Here is a 19,875-nt window from a genome sequence, read left to right as displayed (position 1 = left end):
CGGGCCGGTGCGACACGAGACAGGAGCAAGCATCATGAGCATGCCCGCTAATAGCGCGCCGGGCGCCGGCGCTTCGCGCAAGGCGATTGCCGTACTGTGCGCCGCGCTGGCGTTCGGCAGCCTGCAGCTTTCCGGGTGTACCACGCCCGCCACGCCCGCCACGCCGGCCGCACCCACGGCGCAGGCCACTGCCACTCAGGCGGCGCGGCCCGCCGAACAGGCCTTGCCATCGTGGCGCGATGGCGCTGCGCGTCAGGCGCTGCTCAAGTTCGTGGCCGACGTGACAAGCCCGGGCTCGCCCAGCTTCGTGCCGCCCGAGGCGCGCGTGGCCGTGTTCGACAACGACGGCACGCTGTGGAGCGAGCAGCCGCTGTACTTCCAGTTCTACTTCCTGCTCGACCAGGTCCGGGCCGCCGCGCCTCAGCATCCGGAATGGCGCAGCAATGCCGCGTTCAAGGCGCTGATGGCCAACGACATGGACGCGCTGATGGCAAACCAGAAGCAGCTGCTCGGGCTGATTGCCACGGCCAACAGCGGCATGAGCGTGGACGAGTACGACCGCACCATCCGCGACTGGCTGGCCAAGGCACGCCATCCCAAGTTCAACCGGCCCTATACCGAGCTGGTTTACCAGCCGCAGCTCGAACTGCTGTCCTACCTGCGCGCCAACGGCTTCAAGACCTACATCGTGTCCGGCGGCACCATCGATTTCATGCGGCCCTGGAGCCAGCAGATCTACGGCATCCCGCCCGAGCAGGTAATCGGGTCGTCCCAGGCGGTGCGCTACATGGTGCGCGACGGCAAGCCCGTGCTGATGCGCGATCCCAAGCTCGACTTTATCGATGACGGCCCCGGCAAGCCGGTCGGCATCTACCGCCATATCGGCCGCCGGCCAATCCTTGCTGTCGGCAATTCCGACGGCGACCTGCAGATGCTCGAGTACACCACCGGCGGCGACGGCCCGCGCATGGCGGTGCTGGTGCGCCATGACGACGCCGAGCGCGAGTTCGCCTACGACCGCCAGTCCAAGGTCGGCAAGCTGGACAAGGCGCTCGACGCGGCGCAGGCGAGGGGCTGGACGGTGGTCAGCATGAAGCAGGACTGGCAGCAGATCTATCCGGCGGCGGGCGCCGGGAAGTAAGGCGGCAATCCACTGGTTTTGACGATCGGAGGCTTCAATGCAGCGAATGAGAGACTCAGCACCGGCAAGGCGCGGCGCGCGCTTTGCCATGGCGGCGGTGGCGGTGGCAATCGCCGCCATCGCCGGGTGCAAGAAGGCGGACGAGCCCACGCAGCAGGCGCCGGCCACGCAGCAGCCAGCGCCGCAGGCGCCAGCCACGGCAACTGCACCGCCCGCCACGCCGGCACAGCCGACCGCCGAATCGCACCTGCCGGCCCCTGCGGATGCGTCGGCACCCGTCGGCACCGCCTCGGCACCGGTGGCCGCGACTGGTGGCACTTCAGACAAGAAGCCCAATATCCTGGTCATCTTCGGCGACGATGTCGGGCAGACCAATATCAGCGCCTACAGCATGGGCGTGTTGGGCTACCGCACGCCCAACATCGACCGCATCGCGCGTGAAGGGATGATGTTCACCGACTACTACGCGGAGAACAGCTGCACGGCGGGGCGCTCGTCATTTATCACGGGACAGACGCCCTTGCGCACTGGCTTGTCCAAGGTAGGCGCGCCGGGCGCAACCGTGGGCCTGCAGGCACGCGACGTGACGTTGGCCGAGGCGCTCAAGCCGCTGGGCTACGCCACCGGCCAGTTCGGCAAGAACCACCTTGGCGACCGCGACGAATACCTGCCGACCAAGCACGGCTTCGACGAGTTCTACGGCAACCTGTACCACTTGAATGCCGAGGAGGAACCGCAGCGCCCGTACTGGCCCAAGGACAAGAACGACCCGTTCGTGAAGAACTTCTCGCCGCGCGGGGTGTTGCACAGCACCGCCGACGGCAAGATCGAGGACACCGGTCCGCTTACGACCAAGCGCATGGAGACCATCGACGACGAAACCACCGATGCCGCGCAGAAGTTCATCACCAAGCAGGTCGAGGCCGGCAAGCCTTTTTTCGTGTGGATGAACACCACGCGCATGCACGCCTATACGCACGTGCGGCCTTCCATGCAAGGGCAGAGCGGCATGCCCGGCAACGAATATGCCGACGGCATGATCGAGCACGACGGCGACGTCGGCAAGCTGCTCAAGACGCTCGATGACCTGAAGGTGGCCGACAACACCATCGTGATCTACACGACCGACAACGGCCCCAACCAGTGGTCCTGGCCGGACGCGGCAACCACGCCGTTCCGCAGCGAGAAGGACACCAACTGGGAAGGTGCGTTCCGCGTGCCGGCGATGATCCGGTGGCCGGGCAAGGTCAGGCCGGGCACGGTGACCAACGAGATGTTCTCCGGGATGGACTGGTTCCCGACGCTGATGGCGGCCGCCGGTGACGGCGACGTCAAGGACCGGCTGCTCAAGGGTGCATCGCTCGGCGGCAAGAACTTCAAGGTGCACCTGGACGGCTTCAACCAATTGCCGTTGCTGACCGGGCAGACCAACAAGAGCGCGCGCAACGAGTTCTATTACTTCAACGATGACGGTGCGCTGGTTGCCATGCGCTATGGCGACTGGAAGATCGTCTTCTGCGAGCAGACGTCGCCGGGAGGCTTTCAGGTCTGGCAGGATCCGTTCAAATGCCTGCGCGTGCCGAAGGTCTTCAACCTGCGCATGGATCCGTACGAGCGCGCCGACATAGTCTCTGACCAGTACAACGACTGGCTGACCAAGAACGCGTACCTGACCGAGATCGGTACGATGAAGGCATCGGTGTTTCTGGAGACCTTCGTCAACTATCCGCCCAGCCAGCGGCCTGCCAGCTTCAGCATTGACCAGGTGCGGGAGCGGGTCGACAAGAAGATCGACGAGTCCTTCCGGCAGCGCGAACAGAAGAAGTAGGCGCCGGGCGCCTTGCGCCCGGGATTGGGATAAGCCGGCGCCCCTTGCCACGTGGCGCTGGCTCCACCGGTGCAATGCATGGACAGACTACACGCCGCACAGGGCGGCAACCGGCGACATGGCAACAATGCCGCCGGTACCGGAACGCCTGCCGCATCGATGCCGCGGCAATCCGGCGCGGCCGAACAGACCTGGCTCTGGGCGGCCGTTTTGCTGTTTGCCTCTGGCATCGTGGGGCTGATCTACCAGATCGTCTGGATCCGGCAGCTGTCGCTGGTGGTGGGCGTGGACGTACACGCGGTCACCACTGCGGTCAGTGCTTTCTTTGCCGGGCTGGCGCTGGGCGGCTGGCTGTTCGGCCGCATCGCGGACCGCCACGGCAATGCGCTGCGCTTGTATGCCTGGCTGGAGCTGGCGGTGCTGGTGCTTGGCATCGGCGCGACGGTGGCGCTGGCCCATGCGGCGGCGCCGTTCGCGTGGCTGGAGCAGCGCGCTGGCTTGCTGGCATGGGCGCTGCCGCTAGTGCTGGTGATGCTGCCGGCCGCCGCCATGGGCGGGACACTGCCGGTGCTTATTCGCGCGCTGGCGCCGGTGATGGGGCGAGTTGGGGTGCAGGGCGGGCGCCTGTATGCGGCCAATACCGCGGGCGCCATCGTCGGCACGTTGCTGGCGGGCTTCGTGCTCGGTCCGCTGCTTGGCATGCTGGGCAGCGCGATGGTGGCGGGCGCGCTCAACGGTGCCGCTGCGCTGGTGGCATGGTGGCTGGCCTCGCGCACGCCGGCTGCACTAGCGGATCAAGCCGCCAGGCCGAGGGACGTCGCTGTCGCGGGAGACGTTGTCAACGGCAGGCTGGCGCTGGTGCTGTACGCAGCCGCCGGCGGCATCGCGCTCGGCTATGAAGTGGTGTGGTCGCAGGCGATCGTGCAGTTCATCAGCACGCGCAGCTTCGCCTTCACGGTCGTGCTGGCGACTTACCTGGCGGGGCTGGCCATTGGCAGCGCGTTCGCCGCGCGGTATGCCGACCGGGTTCGCGATCCCTGGGGTGCATTCGGGTTGCTGGTGGCCGGTGCCGGGCTGGTGGCGCTGCTGGAAGTGCTGCTGCTGGGCGAATGGCTGCTGCGCGCGCAGGGCGTGCTGTCGGCATGGGTGCAGGCGCAGACCGCCAGTCCGCTCGCCGCCGCCTGCGCCACCTTTGCGCTGGCTTCGCTATGCGTGGTGTTCTTGCCGACGCTGCTGCTCGGCGCCGCCTTCCCGTTCGTGTTGCGCGTGGGCGTCGACAGCCGCCATGTCGGCGCTGGCGTGGGCAGCGTGGTGGCGCTAAATACGCTGGGCGGCATTGCCGGCTCGGCGCTGGCCGGGTTTGTGCTGGTCCCCTTTATCGGGCTGGTGCATACGCTGGCGCTGCTGGCGGTGGCCGCCGGCGTGGTCGGCGTGATCGCCGTGGCGCTCGGCAGCGGGATCCGGCCGGCGGCGCGCTGGGCCGTGCCGATGCTCGGCGTGCTGGCGGTGATCGCCGCCGCGCTGGCGCCGGCGGACCGGCTCGCCACGCTGCTGGCACGGGCGCGCGGTGGCGAACTGGTGTTCTACGAGGAAGGGCGCGGCGCGACTGTGGCGGTGGTGGAGCAGAGTTCGCCCCACCACCGCTTCCGGCGCCTCTACATCCAGGGCGTTTCCAATTCGGGCGATACCATGACTTCGCTGCGCTATATGCGGCTGCAGGCGCTGCTGCCGCTGATCGTGCATGGCGGCACGCCCAGGGCCACGCTGGTGATCGGGCTGGGCACGGGCATCACCGCGGGCGCGACGCTGGCCTGGCCGGGGCTGGAGCGGCGCGTGGTGGCGGAGCTGCTGCCGCCGGTCGCGCGTGCAGTGCCGAAGTTCACCGGCAACTTCGACGTTGCGACCGACCGGCGCGTGGAGGTCCGCCTGCGCGACGGCAGGCGCGAGCTGCTGCAGAGCCCGCAGCGCTACGACCTGATCACGCTGGAGCCGCCGCCGCCGTCCGCCGCGGGCGTCGCCAGCCTGTACTCGACTGACTTCTACCGGCTCGCGGCCGCGCGCCTGCAGCCCGGCGGGCTGGTCGCGCAATGGCTGCCGCTGCCGACGCAGAACGACGAGGACACACGCATGCTGGTGCGCAGCTTCCTCGACGTGTTCCCGCACGCGATGCTGTGGACCACCGAGCTGCACGAGATGATGCTGGTCGGGTCGCTGTCGCCGCTGACGCTGGACGCGGCCCGCATCCGCGCCGGCTTTGCCCAGCCCGAGGTGGCCGCCGCGCTGCAGGCCGTGGGCGTGCGCTCGCCGGCGGCGCTGCTGGCGACCTGGGTCACAGACCGCACCGGACTGGACTGGTACGCCGCCGATGCGCCGGCCGTGACCGACGACCGGCCCCGCATCGAATACGCCGGATGGGTGCGGCGCGAGGCCTTCCCGGAAACGCTGGCGAAGCTGCTCTCGCTGCAGAGCGAACCACCGCTGACCGGCGCCGACGAGGCGCTGTGGCAAGACGTGCAACGCGAGCGCCGGATCCTGCATACCTTCTACCGCGCCGGGCTCGACGCCTACCGCGGCGACCGCGAAGGCTGGGCCAGCCATGTCATGCAGGTGATGCGCGCCGACCCGGACAACCCCTACTACGCCTGGTTCGTCGGTGGCGGCGCCACTCGCGGCGCGCCGGCAGTGCCGAGGACCGTGCCATGAGCGCCCGCGACGACGTACTGGCCCTGCAGCAGCGCATGGGCGAATCCATTGTCGGGCAGCAGCGCATGATCGAACGCCTGCTGCTGGGCCTGCTCGCCGATGGCCACCTGCTGGTGGAAGGGCTGCCGGGGCTGGCCAAGACCCGCGCCATCAAGATGCTGGCGCGCAACCTCGACGCGCGGCTGTCGCGCATCCAGTTCACGCCGGACCTGCTGCCCGCGGATATCACGGGTTCGGAGCTGTATTTCACCGAGGGCGGCAAGGGTGAGTTCCGCTTCCAGCCAGGCCCGGTTTTCGCCAACCTGGTGCTGGCCGACGAGGTCAACCGTTCGCCCGCCAAGGTGCAGGCGGCCTTGCTGGAGGCCATGGAAGAGCGCCAGGTCACCGTCAGCGGCACCACGCACAAGCTCGAGCCGCTGTTCCTGGTGATGGCCACGCAGAACCCGATCGAGCAGGAGGGCACCTATCCGCTGCCCGAGGCGCAGATGGACCGTTTCCTGATGCATGTCAGCGTGGGCTACCCCGAGGCGGATGCCGAGGCCGACATCGTGCGGTTGGCGCGCGAGGAAGAGGGCGGTGCCGCGGGCGCCTCAGCCGCCGCCCATGCCATCCGGCTTGCACCGGCGTCGATCTTCAACGCCCGCGCCGAAATCCACGGCATCCATGTCAGCGATGCGGTGGCACGCTACGTGGTGGCGCTGGTGCAGGCCACGCGCGCACCCAAGGCGGTGGACGATGACCTGGCGAAGTGGATCCAGATCGGCGTCAGCCCGCGCGGCTCGATCGGGCTGGACAAGGTGGCGCGCGCGCACGCGTGGCTGCACGGTCGTGACTTCGTTACGCCAGAAGACGTGCAGGCGGTGGTGCATGATGTCTTCCGCCATCGCCTGATCCTGTCGTATGAGGCGCATGCGGCCGGAATCGGCGCTGACGCAGCGATCGACCGCCTTGTGCAGCAGGTTGCGGTGGCCTGAGCGCCGCGACGATCACAGCGATGCGACTGCCATTCCGAGCCTTGGCCCGCGCCGCGCCGGCTGAAGTACAGGCGCCGTCGTCGCAAGCTACGCTCGGCGTCAGCGTCGATGCGGCAGCGCTGGCCGCGCTGGAGGTGGCCGCGCGCGACTTCCATTTCCTGCCGCGCCAGCCGGTGCACAGCGTTCTGGCCGGTCGCCATGCCTCGCGCGTGCGCGGGCGCGGGCTCAGTTTCGAAGAGCTGCGCCTGTACCTGCCGGGCGACGATATCCGCAGCATGGACTGGCGCGTGACCGCGCGCACCGGCAAGCCGCATGTGCGCGTCTATAGCGAGGAGAAAGACCGTCCGGTGCTGCTGGTGGTGGACCAGCGCATCAATATGTTCTTTGGCAGCCGGCGCGCGATGAAGTCCGTCAGTGCTGCCGAGGCCGCAGCGCTGGCGGCGTGGCGCGTGCTGGCCGAGGGCGACCGCGTCGGCGGCGTGGTGTTTGGCGACACGCAGATCGCTGAATTCCGGCCGCGCCGCAGCCGCCAGGCGGTGCAGCAGCTGCTGGGCGGCATCGCGACCCTGAACCAGGCGTTGCGCCCCGACGCACCCGCGCGGCGCGCCGCCGGCCAGCTCAACGCGGCGCTGGACCGCGCCGTGCGGCTGGGGAGCCATGACTGCCTGGTCATCGTCATCAGCGACTTCGACGGTCACGATGCACGCACCCGCGACCTGATGCTGTCGCTGGCAGCGCGCAATGACGTGCTGACCATGCTGGTCCACGACCCCTTCCTGAGCGAGCTGCCGGCATCCGGGCAGCTGGTGGTCAGCGATGGCGAACTACAGGTCGAACTGGGGTTCGGGCAGGCGGCGGTGCGGCGCAGCATCGCCGAATTTGCCGATACCCATGGCCGTGAGCTGCTGGACTGGCACCATGCGATTGGCGTGCCCCTGCTGCCGCTGTCGGCGGCCGAGGACACGGCGCTGCAGCTGCGCCGGCTGCTGGGCCGGCCGTTGCAGCAGGCGCCGGTGCGCCAGCGCGCGGGGGCTGCGCCATGAGCCTGACCCACAGCACTGCGCCGGGTGATACCGGCAGCGCTGCCACCTTGCACCAGTTGGCCGACCTGGCCATGCCGCCGCCGCCGTCATGGGCACCACAGACGATTGGTTGGCCGATCCTCGGTGCGGTGCTGCTGGCGGCGCTCGCGTGGGCCGGATGGCGCGCATGGCGGCGCCATCGGGCCAACCGCTACCGGCGCGAGGCGCTGGCCGAGCTGGCTCGCCTGCGCGCCGACGCCGGCAAAGACGTGGCGAGCCGTGCCGCGGCACTGCAGGCGATGGCCGCGCTGCTCAAGCGCACCGCGCTGGCCGCGTGGCCGCGAACGCAGGTGGCCAGCCTCGCCGGTGCCGAGTGGGCCGCCTTCCTGCAGGCGCACGCGGGCCGTGCGCAGGACACAGCGCCACTGCTGGCCGCGCTGGTGCAGGACGCCGAGTACCGCGGCGATGCGGCGCTGGCGCAGTGGCCCGACATGCAGGTAGAGGCCGTTGCCGGCGCGTGCCGGCGCTGGATCACCGGGCATCATGTACCAGTTTGAATATCCCTGGCTTTTCGTGCTGCTGCCATTGCCGCTGCTGCTATGGTGGTGGCTGCCGCCGTACCGCGAGGAAAGCGCCTCGGTGCGCCTGCCCTTTTTTGGCGAGGTCGCCAGCGCGGCCGGGCTGACGCCCGCCCCGGGCGCGGTGGTGCCGCGCCGCAACCGGCTGCAGCGCGTGCTGGCGCCGCTGGCCTGGGCGCTGGTGGTGACGGCCATGGCCAGGCCGCAGTTCCTGGAAGCGCCAATGCAGAAGGTGCAGCCGGTGCGCGACCTGCTGATCGCGCTGGACCTGTCGCAGTCGATGGACACGCCCGACTTCCGCGACCCCTCCGGCGCGCTGATCCCGCGCGTGCAGGCGGTGCGGCAGGTGGTCAGCGGCTTCGTCGCGAAGCGACCGGGCGACCGCATCGGCCTGATCGTGTTCGGTGACGCGCCGTATCCGCTGGCGCCGTTCACGCTCGACCATCGGCTGGTGCAGACGCTGATCGATGGGATGCTGCCGGGCGAGGCCGGGCCGAGCACCGCGCTGGGCGATGCCATCGGCCTCGGCATCAAGCTGTTCGACCACAGCGAAGCGGCCGACAAGGTGCTGATCGTGCTGACCGACGGCAACGACACCGCCAGCCGCATGCCGCCCGAGCGCGCCGCGGGCATCGCCCGGGAACGGGGTGTCAAGGTGCATACCATTGGCATTGGCGACCCCAATGCCGCCGGCGAGGAGAAGGTAGACCTGGGCGTGCTGCAGCGCATTGCCGCGCAGACCGGCGGGCGCTATTTCTTCGGCGCCGACCAGGCGGGGCTGGAAGGCATCTACGCGACGCTGGACCGGATCACCCCGCACCAGCACAAGACCTTGTCGTGGCGACCCCGCCGCGAGCTGTTCATGTGGCCGCTGGGCGCGGCCGTGGCGATCGTGCTGGGGTATCAGCTGCTGATGCTGGCCTGCGTGGCGTGGCTGTCGCGCGCGCGCCATGCCGCCGCCGCCGGGCCGACTGGCAATGCCGGGGAGGCCAGCTGATGCAGCCGCTGGCCGACAGCCTCGTCCATTTTCATTTCCTGCGGCCGGCCTGGCTGCTGGTGCTGCTGCCCGCCGTGCTGCTGGTGTGGCTGGTGCGCCGCCGCGGCGACGTGCGCCGGCGCTGGCGCCAGGCCATCGCGCCGCACCTGCTTGATGCGCTGATGCTGGGCGAGCGCCGCCACCTGGCGCTGCGGCCCGTGCACCTGACCGCGCTGCTGCTGGCGCTGGGCGCGATCGCGCTGGCGGGCCCGGCCTGGCGCCAGGAACGGCCGCCGTTCCTGGACGACAAGGCGCCGCTGGCCATCGCGATCGACCTGTCGCGCACCATGGATGCGGTCGATGTCACGCCGACGCGGCTGGAGCGCGCGAAGCTCAAGGTCAAGGCGCTGCTGGCGCGCCGCGACGGCGGGCGTACCGCGATCTATGCGTACGCCGGGTCGACGCACCTGGTGCTGCCCCTGACCGACGACAACGAACTGCTGCAGACCTTTGTCGACGCGCTGCAGACCCGCATCATGCCGGCGCCGGGCCGCGACATGGCGCTGGCGCTGCGCACCATCGACAAAGACCTGGCCCGCGAACCGGTGCCCGGCACCATCCTGTTCATCACCGATGCGGTCGAGCCTGCCGCCTCCGCCGCCTTCCGCGCGCAGGCCGCCGGCGGCCGCAGCCAGCCAGTAGTGCTTGCCATCGGCACGGAGCAGGGCGGGCCGCTGCGCAACGCCGAAGGCGGTTTCGTCGAGCAGGACGGCGCACGCATGTTCGCCCGCCTGGATGTGGCGGCACTCAGGCGCTTCGGCGACGACAGCGGCGTGCCGGTCGCCACCTTCACGCCGGGCAGCGACGACGACGTTGCCTGGGTGCAGCGCCATGTGCAGGCCCACCTGGAGCGGATGCAGGCCACCGACCGCACCCGCTGGCAGGACGAGGGCTGGTGGCTGACGCTGCCGATAGCCGTGCTGGCCGCGTTGTGGTTCCGCAAGGGCTGGACGGTGCGCTGGATCGCCAGCCTGCTGGTGGCAGTGGCGCTGGCGGCGCCGCCAGGCGTGCAGGCGCAGCCAGCGCAGCCATCGGACAGCACGCGGCCGTGGCGTTTTGCCGACCTGTGGCTGACCCATGACCAGCAAGGCCGGCGTGCCTTCGGGCAAGGCGACTTTGCCCGGGCCGCCGTGCTGTTCGACGATCCGATGTGGCGCGGTATCGCGCAATACCGCGCCAGCCAGTATGCACAGGCGGTGCAGAGCTTCGCGCTGGTCGATTCGCCGCAGTCGGACTACAACCAGGGCAATGCGCTGGCGCGGCAGGGCCAGTACACGCAGGCAGCGGCGCGCTACCGGCAGGCGCTGAAGCGGCAGCCGCAATGGCCGGCGGCGGCCGCCAACCTGGCGCTGATGGAGAAGCTGCTGGCCCGGCAAAAGCCGGCGAAGGAGAAGGATCCGGACGATCAGGAGGAGCCGCCGGACGTGCCCCCGGACGAGATCAAGTACGACGCCGGCAGGCCGCCCCGGCAGGGCGGACAGACCATGCAGGTCGGCCGCACGCAGGACGCCGAGATGTGGATGCGCGCGATCCGGACCTCGCCGACCGACCTGCTGCAACGCAAGTTCGCGCTGCAGCACGCGCCGTCGGCACAGCCGGCATCGAAGGGGCAGCCATGACGGCCCGGCTGGCGAGGTGGCTGCTGCTTTGCGCTCTGCTGCTGCCGTGGCTGGCGCACGCCGCGGCGGAGCCGCGCGTGCGGGTTGAAGTCGGCGCCAGGCAGCCGGTGCTGGTGGGCCAGCAGGTCGCCATCGACGTGACGATCCTGGCGCCGAATTTCTTCATGTCGGCACCGGCGTTCCCGGTGCTGCAGGTGCCGGGCGCGGTGATCACCATGCCCGATGAGCGCGCGCAGAACTCGACCGAGACCATCGACGGCATCACCTATGCCGGCATCCGCAAGCGCTATGCGTTCACGGCCGAGCAGGACGGCGATTTCGAGCTGCCGGCGGCTACCGTGCGTTTTACCTACGCCGGAGAAGATGGCGCGCCGCGCCAGGGCAGCGTGACCTTCCCCGCCACGCGGATCCGCGCCGGTGCCGGTGGGGCGATTGGCACTGCGGGGCAGGGCGCCGGGGCTGCCCGGCCGCTGCTGCCCGTGGCCCGGCTGACGGTGACGCAGGCGCTCGACCCTGCCGCCAGGGATGGCGCCGTGTACCTGCATGCGGGCGACGCGCTGGTGCGCACCGTAACCACTTTCGCGCCGCAGACGCAGGCCATGATGATCCGCCCGCCGCACGTGCCGGCGTTGCGTGGGGTGCGCCTGTTCAGCGCCGATCCGCGGCTGTCCGACCACGCCGGCGGTGCCGGCGATGCCACCGGGCCGGGCGGCACGCGGGTGGATACCTTCACCTATGTGTTTGAGCGAAGCGGCACCTACACGCTGCCGCCGGTGACGGTGGACTGGTTCGATGCAGCCACGCGGCAGCCTGCGCATTCCGAGGTGCCGGCGATCAGGGTGGTGGTCGCCGCAGCGCGCGGCGGCGGCGCACTCGCGCCGGGTGGTCCGTCCGCCGGCGCGCTGCCGGGCGAAGGCGGCATGCCGTGGCGCATGCTGGGGTGGGCCGGGGTAGTGCTGCTCGGGATGCTGGCCGCGGCGGTGTCATGGCGCCGGCTGCGGCCCGTCATGGACCGCTGGCGGCAGCGGCTGGCCGCGCGCCGGCAGGCACGCGCCGAAGGCGCCCGTGCGCGTCTGGAGGCGTTGCTGGGGGCCTGCCAGGCCGGCGACCCGGTCGAGGCTTACCGGGCGCTGGGAGCGTGGGTACGGACCACACATGGCACGGCGCCGGCGGCATGGGCCGAAGCCAGTGGGGATTCGGCGCTGGCCGGCGCCGTGGCCGGGCTGGAGCGTCGCCTGTACGGTCCTGCGGACGCCGCCTCGCGGCGCTGGGACGGCTCGGCGCTGGCCGAAGCCCTGCGCCGCAATGCCACCACGGCCGCGCCACATCCGCAGCGCCTCGCGGCCCACGCGCTGCCGCCGCTCAATCCCTGAGCGCCGCGGCACAAGAATCCGAACCCGCGCTTGGCTTATGATGGGCGCCTCGCCGCCGGCCCCGGCCGGGTGGCGTCCGATCCATCCTTGCAAGTTCCGCCATGGCCCGCCTCAAACTCGACCTGCCCGCCGACCAGTTCTGCTACGCCACGCACCTCACCGTGCGCGTGACCGACATCAACTCGGCCAACCATCTCGCCAATGACTCGATGATCTCAATGATCTCCGAGGCGAGGGCGCGCTTCCTGTACGAATTCGGCAGCGAGGACGTGCGGCAGGAAGGCGTAGGCATCATCGTCACCGACCTCGCCACCATGTACCGCAACGAGGCGCATGCGCGCGACCAGCTGCAGTTCGAAGTCGGCGTGATGGACTTCAACAAGTACGGCGGCGACATCATCTTCCGCATCACGCGGCCGGCCGACGGCGCCCTGATCGCGATGGCCAAGTCGGGCTTTGTCTTCTTCGACTATGTGAACAAGCAGGTGGTGGCGATGCCGGACGGGTTTGCCGGCCGCTTCCCCAAGGTCAACTGGATGGAATGACGGGGAAGGGCGCGCGACTGCTTCAGTACGTGCGCCCCGCCTGCCTTAGCTCTTGCGCTCGCCACCCAGCGCTTCGGTCAGGTCGCCCAGCAGGCCGGACAGCTCGCCGGCCATCATGGCGAAATCGGCATCGAAGCGCTCGTCTTCGTCATGCGTGGTGCCGTCGGCCTGTTCCTTGATCACGTCCAGCGGCGCCACCTTCTTCACCACCAGCCCGTCGGTCAGCACGAACGAAACGCGGTCGTTCCAGGTCATCGCCAGGCGCGTGCAGCGCTTGCCGGCGGCAATATGGCGGCGCAGGTCTTCGGGATCGAGCGGATGGCGCACGTAGCGCACCGTGGCCTTGCTTTCGCTGCCGGACTGCAGCTCGATTTCCTGGTCGACGGTGAAACCGCCCGGCGCGGCGTCGCCGGCCAGCCATTCGGTCATGGCGGCCACGGGCGACTGGTTGACATGCAGGTTGACCAGCGGCAGCGGGTCCAGTGCCTTGAAGAGCATGCCGCGCACTTCATCGGCCTTGGCCGCGGCGGCGGCATCGATCGCCAGCCAGCCGTTGTCCGGGTCGATCCACACGCGCGTGTCGCGGCGGATGCTGAAGGCGCGCGGCAGCAGTTCCTCGGTGACCTGCTCCTTCAGTTCCTTCATCTGCTTGCGGCCCGGCTTGTAGCCTTGCTGTTCCTCGATCTCCGCGGCGCGTGCGCGCGTGACCTGGTTGACCACGGTGGTCGGCAGCAGCTTTTTCTCGGTGCGCAGCGTCAGCAGCATCTGGCGGCCAACGGTATGGACCAGCTGACCGTTGTCACGGGGCGAGGCCCAGCCTTGCGTCTGCATTTCGAGGCTGGTGCCGGAGTAGAAGGCGTGCTTTGCCAGGCTGGCTTCGACCTCGTCGGCGCCGGACGTCCACGGAGCGGAGAAACGATGGACCTGCAGGTTCTTGAACCACATGAGAATTCGGCCAAAGGGACGAATTCTATCCCTTCGCGGCGCGCGGCCGCGAAAACTGCTGCCGCACGGCGGTCCTGCCGTGCGGCGCAAGTCCGCGACAGACGCTTACAGGTCGAGCCGGGTGATCTTGCTGCCTTCGAGGCTCAGGCCTGCCATCAGCCCGGCGTTGGTCATCACGAAACCGACGATCGGCTGCTGCGCGGTATTGGTGTCGAGCACGCCATTGGCGCCAATTGTCGCCAGCGCGACGGTGGCATCGACGCCGGCGGTCCAGCCTGCACTGCGCACGAACTTGTCGTACGCGTCCTGCGTCATGAACATCAGGATCACGGACTTGGATTGCGCGCCGATCTGCCAGCCGACCGAGCCGGAGACCAGGCGGTAATAGCCGCGCGTGGCGCCGCCCGAGCGCAGCGTGCCGTCGCCATATTCGCCGCCGACGATAAAGCCCGCCGACAGCGTCTTGGGGAAGACCAGGATGCCGCGGGCGCGGCTGGCAAGTTCACGCGAGCCGTTGACCGAGCCATACAGGCGCGACAGCGTGGCCTCGGTGCCGGAGTCGAGTTCGCGCCGCCGTGCCGCCTTGTCGGTCGGCGCGTCGGGCGGCGTGGTGGTGCAGGCACCCAGTGCCAGGCTGCCCAGGGCCAGGCCCGCACCGGCGGTCAGGAAGTTTCGACGTTTCATCTTTTCTCCTTGGGTGTTGTTGTCGTCTCTGAAGCATAGGCGCCAGAGGCACTCGGACAAAAGATCACGTGGTGACGAGTCGTTTCCATTTGTGACGGAGGTAGCCTCACCGTGGCATTCGTGGCAGTTTGACGGCTTCCGAAACGACCACGCATCCATGCGGCACCGCCGCATCGAACCATCAAGGCATGAAAAAATTACTTACCGCCCTGCCACTGGCCTTGCTCGCCGCGTGCGCTTCCCCGCCCTCGCCCGGCCCCACCGCCGACAGCACCAGCGCTGCCGCCACCGCCGACAGCAGCGGCTGGCAGGCGCTGCGCGCCAAATATATGGACTGCGTCAAGGAGAAGGCCGACGACAACCTGTCGTCCAAGGGCCAGTCGAAGGACGTGGCGAATGCGGCGCTGGCCGCATGCCAGTCCGACCTGAACGCCATGCACGACGCTTTCCGCACTTACCTGGACGGTCAGATGTCGTCGTCGCACGGCAAGAGCAGCGCCCGCCAGGCAGCGGCGCGCGTCACTGCCGATACTCGCGACAAGGCGCGCAACTACCTGGTGCGCTACGTCGAGCGCGAACGCTACGCGTCGCGCCTGAACTGACGCCGCGCCGCGGGCGCGCTTACAGCATCTCCAGTGCCCCCGGCCCGTCCGGCGGCGGGAAGATGCGGTCGAGTTCGGCCAGCTGGGCCGCCGACAGCGGGTGCGACAGCGCGCCGATATTCTCCTGCAGGCGCTCGCGCTGGCCGGTCTTGGGAATGGCGATGACGCCGTCCTGCGCCAGCAGCCAGGCCAGCGCCGCCTGCGCCGCGGTCATGCCGTGGTCGCGCGCGAAGCGCTTCAGCCCCGGGTTGCCCAGCAGCCGTGACTGCTCGATCGGCGAGTAGGCCATCACCGGGATGCCACGCTGGCGCAGCCACGGCAGCAGGTCCCATTCGATGCCGCGCCGGCTCAGGTTGTATAGCAGCTGGTTGGTGGCCATGCCTTCGCCGCCGGGCGCGTCCCACAACTCCTGCAGGTCCGCCAGGTCCAGGTTGCTGACGCCCCAGTGGCGGATCTTGCCGTCGCGCTGCAGGGCCTGCATGGCGGCGACGGTCTCTTCCAGCGGCACCCCGCCGCGCCAGTGCAACAGATACAGGTCGATGCGGTCGGTGCGCAGCCGGCGCAGGCTGCGCTCGCACGCCTGCACGGTGCCGCGGCGGCTGGCGTTGAACGGATAGACCTTGCTGACCAGGAAGGCCTCATCGCGCCGCCCGGCCAGGGCCTCGCCGATCATTTCCTCGGACTGGCCCTCGCCGTACATCTCGGCGGTATCGACCAGCCGCAGGCCAAGGTCCAGGCCCAGCCTCAGCGTGGCGATCTCTTCGGCGCGCGCCGCGGGCGTCTCGCCCATGTTCCACGTTCCCATGCCGAGCGCGGGGATGCGCTCGCCGTCGGGCAGGGTGATCTGTTTCATGCGTCGGATTCCAGGGTGGCCGGGTTGGGTGCCGGCGGCACCCAACCACACTAGTTAACAACGCACTAAATGTACAAGCCGCGGGCCGCGCGATTGCTTCAGGCCAGTCCGGTCACAAAATACAGCCCGATTTCAGCGCCGATAGCGCCGGCCTGAAGCCGACGCGCGCTTCATCCGTGCTGGTGTCGATACTCCTGCGTGCGGCCGCCATAGCCGTACGCCGCCGCGCGGGCATCGATCACGTGCACATAAGAGACGGGATGCAGGTTGCCGAGCAGGCCCGCCATGGTCTCGAACACAGCCTGGATGAACTGTGCCTTCTCGGCCTTGGTGTTGGTCTCATCGGTGACGCTGATATCGAGATGGAAGGCATTGCGGCCCTGCTCTGACAGCGGCACGCCGGCGATGATCCAGCTGTCGTGCGGCACGTAGTGGACGGTGATGGCAATCACGTCGCGCTTCTTGCCGAGCACGCTCGCGGTCAGGTCGGCGATGGCAGCGGCGCTGCGGCGGGTGAGGGCGGCGTCGGGCTGGCCAGAGAGATGCAGGACGATGTGGGGCATGGCGGACTCCTTGTTTCGTGGGCAGGTGATGCCATGTTAGGAGTCGGAGTAATATCGGAAAAGCGGGAATATCCGATGTGATCCATCGGATCTTCCGAAGTAACAATGGCACCTTCGCTGCCTTTGCATCCCTGCCGGAGCCCCCTCATGCGTGGATTCGAAACCGACCAGTTGCGCACCTTCGTCACCGTCGCCGACAGCGGCAGCCTGTCCGCCGCCGCGCCCCGGCTGTTCCTGTCGCAGTCGTCGGTCAGCGAGCAGTTGCGCAAGCTGGAAGAGCGCGCCGGCGTGCCGCTGCTGTCGCGCGGGCGGCACGGCGCGGTGCCGACGCCGGCCGGTGCGCGGCTGCTGGAGCACGCGCGCCGCATCCTCGCGCTGAACGAGCTGGCGTTGCAGGAGCTGCGCGGGCACGCGCTGGAGGGCGAGCTGCGGCTTGCCGTCACCGACTACTTCCGTCCGGGCGAGATCGCCGGCATGTTGCGGCGCCTGCGCGAACGCTATCCCTACCTGAGGCTGCACGTGACGGTGATGAAGAGCGCGGCGATTGATGCCGCCGCCGAGATGGATGCCTTCGATATCGGCCTGAGCATGCGCCTTCCGCGCGCCCGCGACACGCAGGGCAAGAGCACGCGGGGTACCGTGTTGCGGCGCGAACCGCTGGCCTGGGTGGCGGCATCCGGCGAGTCCGACGCCTTGCCCGCCACGCTACCGCTGGTGCTGCTGCCCGACACCTGCTCGCTGCACCAGTTCGTGGTGCAGCTGCTGCTGCGCAAGCGCCTGCCGTTCGAGATCGCGCACTCGGCCTCGGGCGTGGCGGGTTTGCATCTCGCGCTCGCAGCCGGACTGGGGTTGTCCTGCCTGAACGCGTCGGCGATCGGGCCTGGCGTCGCGCCGCTGGACAGCGGCACAGTCGCTCGGCTCCGGTTGCCGCGCCTTCCCGAAGCTGAGTTCTTCCTGCTGCCCGCCCGCCGCCGCGAATCGCCGTTCATTGCGGAAGCCCGCGACGCGCTGGTAGAGCAGTTGGCCTGAGTCAGCCCACAAGTCAAACGCCAGCGTACTGCCCACGGTCAACGCGTACCGCAAAACAACGCTGACCGAAGTGAATAGGAATAATTCGCAATCTCGTTGACCCCTCCATTCCGTGTAATCGATAATGCGTCGCATTTTTAAAAATTATTACAGTCGATCACAGGGAAATGAGAATAAAACTTCACCCGATCTGCGCCGCAGTGGCAGGGAGCTTCGTGTTGCAACCGATGGCGGCATGGGCCCAGGCCACGCCGCCGGCAGCGGCGCAGTTGCCCGAGGTCACCGTCAAGGCCGACGTCAGCCGCGAGCTGGGCGCCGGCTATAACCCGCCCAACGCGGTCAGCGCGACCAAGACCGAAGCGCCGCTGCGCGACGTTCCGCAGACCGTCAACGTGGTCACCGCGGAGGTGATGCGCGACCAGCACGCCACGTCGATGCAGGATGCGCTGAAGAACGTGCCGGGCGTGTCGTTCTCGCACGGCGACGGCCAGCGCGACCAGGTCTCGATCCGCGGCTTCACCGCGATCGCCGACCAGTTCGTCGATGGCATCCGCGACGACGCGCTGTACTTCCGCGACCTGTCCAATGTGGACCGCGTCGAAGTGGTCAAGGGCCCGGCGGCGGTGCTGTACGGCCGCGGCTCGGCCGGTGGCCTGATCAACCGCGTGACCAAGAAGCCTGGCCTCGACGTCACCGATTTCGCGCTGAGCTACGGCATGTGGGCCGATCGCCGCGCCGAGGCCGACGTCGGCCGCGTGTTCGCCGATGGCGCCGCCGCGTTCCGCATCACCGGCGCCGTGGAGAAGGCCAACAGCTACCGCTCGCAGCAGTTCCTGGACCGCAAGGCGATTGCGCCGTCGCTCGAGCTGCGCGTGGCGCCCGAGACCACCGTGCTGTTCCAGGCCGACTACCTGGAAGACCGTCGCGTCACCGACTTCGGCATCCCGGCCTACCAGGGCCGCCCGGTCGACGTGCCGGCCTCGCGCTACTACGGCGCGGCCAACGCGCGCGATGCCGACTACTCGCAATCGCGCGTGTTCTCCGGCACCGCCACGATCAACCATCGCTTCAATGAGAACTGGTCGATCCGCAACGCCACGCGCTACTACCACTACTCGCTGGACCGCAATAACACGCTGACCGCTGCGGTCAACGAAGCGGCACGCACGCTGACCATGAACCACGGCAATGTCCGCCGCGAGGAACATGGCTGGTTCAACCAGACCGACCTGATCCAGAAGGCCACCTTCCTGGGCATGGAGCACGAGATCCTGTACGGCATGGAGATCGGGCAACAGAACAAGGACCAGGTCAACAACACCAAGCCGGTCCCGGGCACTTTCGACCTGTTCAATCCGGTGCTGCCGACTCTGCCGCGCCTGGCGCCGGGCAACCCGACGACCTCGAACCTGGGCGTCTTCGACACCCTGGCGTTCTATACCCAGGACATGATCAAGTTCAGCGAGCAGTGGAAGGCGCTGATCGGGGTGCGCTACGACAATTTCCAGCAGGAGACCAAGAACCGGATCGCCGGCCAGCGCGACCTGTCGCGCACCGATACCGCCTGGAGCCCGCGCGCCGGCCTGGTGTGGCAGCCGTCGAAGACGCAGTCGTACTACGTGTCGTGGAGCAAGTCGTTCCAGCCGTCGGGCGAGGCCTTTGCGCTGGCGGCCAACAACGCCGACCTGGCGCCGGAGACCACCAACAACACCGAAGTCGGCGCCAAGTATGACTGGCTGAACGGCAAGGCCAGCACCACGATCTCGGTGTTCCGACTGGAGCGCAGCAATATCAAGGTGGCCAACGCCACCAACACGGCACTGCTGCCGATCGGCGAGCAGCGCACCGACGGCATCGAACTCTCCGGCGCGGCCGAACTGGGCGGTGGTTGGCGCATGCTGGCAGGCTACGCCTACCTGGATGCCACCATCACCAAGTCCACCGCCGCGCTGCAAGGCAAGCGTGCCACCATTACGCCGCGCCACTCGGGCAACGCTTGGGTGACCAAGGACCTGGGCCACGGCTTCGGCGTGGGCGCCGGCGTCAACCTGGTGGGCGCGCGTTATGCCGATCCGCTCAACACCGTGACCCTGCCCGGCTACGTCACTGCCGACGCCATGGCCTGGTACCGCCGCGGCGCGTTCGAGGCGCAGCTGAACGTCTACAACCTGTTCGACAAGGGCTACATCGTGTCGGCGCACGGCACCAGTCCCAACCTGAACATGCCCGGTGCCCCGCGCAGCGTGATGGCGACGCTGCGGTACCGGATGTAAAGCGCAGTATCGAGGACAAAAAAAACCGGGCGGTGAGAACCGCCCGTTTTTTTTTCCGGCCGCGTCGCTGCGCGTTGCCGGCGACCGCGGAGAAACCCTGAGTCACA

General features: G+C 68.8%; 17 protein-coding genes. 13 read left to right on the top strand and 4 right to left on the bottom strand.

Annotated features, from left to right (window positions below; translation table 11 throughout):
• Nucleotides 1–40 precede the first annotated feature (40 nt).
• From LPA45_RS14850 to LPA45_RS14805, 10 genes are all read left to right on the top strand, one after another.
• Complete coding sequence (locus LPA45_RS14850) at nucleotides 41–1,141, top strand: HAD family hydrolase (protein ID WP_376790648.1); 1,101 nt, start codon at nucleotides 41–43, stop codon at nucleotides 1,139–1,141.
• A gap of 37 nt (nucleotides 1,142–1,178) precedes the next feature.
• Complete coding sequence (locus tag LPA45_RS14845) at nucleotides 1,179–2,969, top strand: arylsulfatase (RefSeq protein WP_199414526.1); 1,791 nt, start codon at nucleotides 1,179–1,181, stop codon at nucleotides 2,967–2,969.
• Between the two features lie 78 nt (nucleotides 2,970–3,047).
• Complete coding sequence (locus tag LPA45_RS14840) at nucleotides 3,048–5,672, top strand: fused MFS/spermidine synthase (protein WP_317920845.1); 2,625 nt, start codon at nucleotides 3,048–3,050, stop codon at nucleotides 5,670–5,672.
• On the top strand, nucleotides 5,669–6,646 hold the full coding sequence (locus LPA45_RS14835; protein ID WP_317920843.1) for a MoxR family ATPase: 978 nt from the start codon (nucleotides 5,669–5,671) through the stop codon (nucleotides 6,644–6,646). Before LPA45_RS14840 ends, LPA45_RS14835 begins: the two co-directional genes overlap by 4 nt.
• 20 nt (nucleotides 6,647–6,666) lie before the next feature.
• Nucleotides 6,667–7,689, top strand: coding sequence for a DUF58 domain-containing protein (locus tag LPA45_RS14830; protein ID WP_317920842.1), 1,023 nt, complete (start codon nucleotides 6,667–6,669; stop codon nucleotides 7,687–7,689).
• Nucleotides 7,686–8,225, top strand: coding sequence for a DUF4381 domain-containing protein (locus LPA45_RS14825; protein ID WP_317920841.1), 540 nt, complete (start codon nucleotides 7,686–7,688; stop codon nucleotides 8,223–8,225). The genes LPA45_RS14830 and LPA45_RS14825 overlap by 4 nt, the downstream gene beginning before the upstream one ends.
• On the top strand, nucleotides 8,212–9,243 hold the full coding sequence (locus LPA45_RS14820; RefSeq protein ID WP_317920840.1) for a VWA domain-containing protein: 1,032 nt from the start codon (nucleotides 8,212–8,214) through the stop codon (nucleotides 9,241–9,243). Before LPA45_RS14825 ends, LPA45_RS14820 begins: the two co-directional genes overlap by 14 nt.
• Nucleotides 9,243–10,901 (top strand): VWA domain-containing protein, encoded by a 1,659-nt coding sequence (locus LPA45_RS14815; RefSeq protein ID WP_317920839.1) that lies wholly within the window; start codon nucleotides 9,243–9,245, stop codon nucleotides 10,899–10,901. Before LPA45_RS14820 ends, LPA45_RS14815 begins: the two co-directional genes overlap by 1 nt.
• Nucleotides 10,898–12,274, top strand: a complete 1,377-nt coding sequence (locus LPA45_RS14810; protein ID WP_317920838.1) for a BatD family protein — start codon at nucleotides 10,898–10,900, stop codon at nucleotides 12,272–12,274. Before LPA45_RS14815 ends, LPA45_RS14810 begins: the two co-directional genes overlap by 4 nt.
• Before the next feature lie 101 nt (nucleotides 12,275–12,375).
• Nucleotides 12,376–12,819, top strand: a complete 444-nt coding sequence (locus LPA45_RS14805) for a thioesterase family protein (RefSeq protein ID WP_116318163.1) — start codon at nucleotides 12,376–12,378, stop codon at nucleotides 12,817–12,819.
• A 45-nt stretch (nucleotides 12,820–12,864) separates the two neighbouring features.
• On the opposite strand, the gene LPA45_RS14800 is transcribed toward LPA45_RS14805, so the two are convergent.
• Nucleotides 12,865–13,764: a recombination-associated protein RdgC gene (locus LPA45_RS14800; protein ID WP_317920837.1), complete on the bottom strand. Its 900-nt coding sequence runs from the start codon at nucleotides 13,762–13,764 to the stop codon at nucleotides 12,865–12,867.
• A gap of 105 nt (nucleotides 13,765–13,869) precedes the next feature.
• Complete coding sequence (locus tag LPA45_RS14795; protein WP_116318161.1) at nucleotides 13,870–14,448, bottom strand: YSC84-related protein; 579 nt, start codon at nucleotides 14,446–14,448, stop codon at nucleotides 13,870–13,872.
• Nucleotides 14,449–14,636: 188 nt separating this feature from the next.
• On the opposite strand from LPA45_RS14795, the gene LPA45_RS14790 reads away from it, so the two are divergent.
• The gene (locus LPA45_RS14790; RefSeq protein WP_116318276.1) at nucleotides 14,637–15,050 is read left to right on the top strand and encodes a hypothetical protein; all 414 of its coding nucleotides are present in this window, start codon (nucleotides 14,637–14,639) and stop codon (nucleotides 15,048–15,050) included.
• 19 nt (nucleotides 15,051–15,069) lie between these two features.
• Here the strand turns inward: LPA45_RS14790 and LPA45_RS14785 are convergent, their stop codons facing one another.
• Both LPA45_RS14785 and LPA45_RS14780 read right to left on the bottom strand, forming a co-directional pair.
• Complete coding sequence (locus LPA45_RS14785; RefSeq protein WP_317920835.1) at nucleotides 15,070–15,903, bottom strand: aldo/keto reductase; 834 nt, start codon at nucleotides 15,901–15,903, stop codon at nucleotides 15,070–15,072.
• Between the two features lie 170 nt (nucleotides 15,904–16,073).
• On the bottom strand, nucleotides 16,074–16,466 hold the full coding sequence (locus LPA45_RS14780; RefSeq protein WP_317920834.1) for a 4-oxalocrotonate tautomerase family protein: 393 nt from the start codon (nucleotides 16,464–16,466) through the stop codon (nucleotides 16,074–16,076).
• 147 nt (nucleotides 16,467–16,613) lie between these two features.
• On the opposite strand from LPA45_RS14780, the gene LPA45_RS14775 reads away from it, so the two are divergent.
• On the top strand, nucleotides 16,614–17,495 hold the full coding sequence (locus LPA45_RS14775; protein ID WP_317920833.1) for a LysR family transcriptional regulator: 882 nt from the start codon (nucleotides 16,614–16,616) through the stop codon (nucleotides 17,493–17,495).
• 167 nt (nucleotides 17,496–17,662) lie between these two features.
• A complete protein-coding gene (locus LPA45_RS14770; protein WP_116318157.1) occupies nucleotides 17,663–19,768 on the top strand; it encodes a TonB-dependent siderophore receptor in 2,106 nt (701 codons plus the stop codon).
• Nucleotides 19,769–19,875 lie beyond the last annotated feature (107 nt).

Source organism: Cupriavidus sp. Agwp_2 (assembly GCF_040784895.1).
GTDB lineage: Bacteria > Pseudomonadota > Gammaproteobacteria > Burkholderiales > Burkholderiaceae > Cupriavidus.
The sequence above is the reverse complement of the archived record's forward strand: the minus strand, read 5'-3'. Positions and strand labels throughout refer to the sequence as shown.

Excerpts from the sequence above, each read along its gene's own strand:
- LPA45_RS14815 (WP_317920839.1), top strand. The coding sequence starts at position 9,243 with ATGCAGCCGCTGGCCGACAGCCTCGTCCATTTTCATTTCCTGCGGCCG.
- LPA45_RS14790 (WP_116318276.1), top strand. The coding sequence starts at position 14,637 with ATGAAAAAATTACTTACCGCCCTGCCACTGGCCTTGCTCGCCGCGTGC.
- LPA45_RS14810 (WP_317920838.1), top strand. The coding sequence starts at position 10,898 with ATGACGGCCCGGCTGGCGAGGTGGCTGCTGCTTTGCGCTCTGCTGCTG.
- LPA45_RS14770 (WP_116318157.1), top strand. The coding sequence starts at position 17,663 with ATGAGAATAAAACTTCACCCGATCTGCGCCGCAGTGGCAGGGAGCTTC.
- LPA45_RS14840 (WP_317920845.1), top strand. The coding sequence starts at position 3,048 with ATGGACAGACTACACGCCGCACAGGGCGGCAACCGGCGACATGGCAAC.
- LPA45_RS14820 (WP_317920840.1), top strand. The coding sequence starts at position 8,212 with ATGTACCAGTTTGAATATCCCTGGCTTTTCGTGCTGCTGCCATTGCCG.
- LPA45_RS14850 (WP_376790648.1), top strand. The coding sequence starts at position 41 with ATGCCCGCTAATAGCGCGCCGGGCGCCGGCGCTTCGCGCAAGGCGATT.
- LPA45_RS14800 (WP_317920837.1), bottom strand. The coding sequence starts at position 13,764 with ATGTGGTTCAAGAACCTGCAGGTCCATCGTTTCTCCGCTCCGTGGACG.
- LPA45_RS14845 (WP_199414526.1), top strand. The coding sequence starts at position 1,179 with ATGCAGCGAATGAGAGACTCAGCACCGGCAAGGCGCGGCGCGCGCTTT.
- LPA45_RS14780 (WP_317920834.1), bottom strand. The coding sequence starts at position 16,466 with ATGCCCCACATCGTCCTGCATCTCTCTGGCCAGCCCGACGCCGCCCTC.
- LPA45_RS14775 (WP_317920833.1), top strand. The coding sequence starts at position 16,614 with ATGCGTGGATTCGAAACCGACCAGTTGCGCACCTTCGTCACCGTCGCC.
- LPA45_RS14785 (WP_317920835.1), bottom strand. The coding sequence starts at position 15,903 with ATGAAACAGATCACCCTGCCCGACGGCGAGCGCATCCCCGCGCTCGGC.
- LPA45_RS14825 (WP_317920841.1), top strand. The coding sequence starts at position 7,686 with ATGAGCCTGACCCACAGCACTGCGCCGGGTGATACCGGCAGCGCTGCC.
- LPA45_RS14795 (WP_116318161.1), bottom strand. The coding sequence starts at position 14,448 with ATGAAACGTCGAAACTTCCTGACCGCCGGTGCGGGCCTGGCCCTGGGC.
- LPA45_RS14835 (WP_317920843.1), top strand. The coding sequence starts at position 5,669 with ATGAGCGCCCGCGACGACGTACTGGCCCTGCAGCAGCGCATGGGCGAA.
- LPA45_RS14805 (WP_116318163.1), top strand. The coding sequence starts at position 12,376 with ATGGCCCGCCTCAAACTCGACCTGCCCGCCGACCAGTTCTGCTACGCC.
- LPA45_RS14830 (WP_317920842.1), top strand. The coding sequence starts at position 6,667 with ATGCGACTGCCATTCCGAGCCTTGGCCCGCGCCGCGCCGGCTGAAGTA.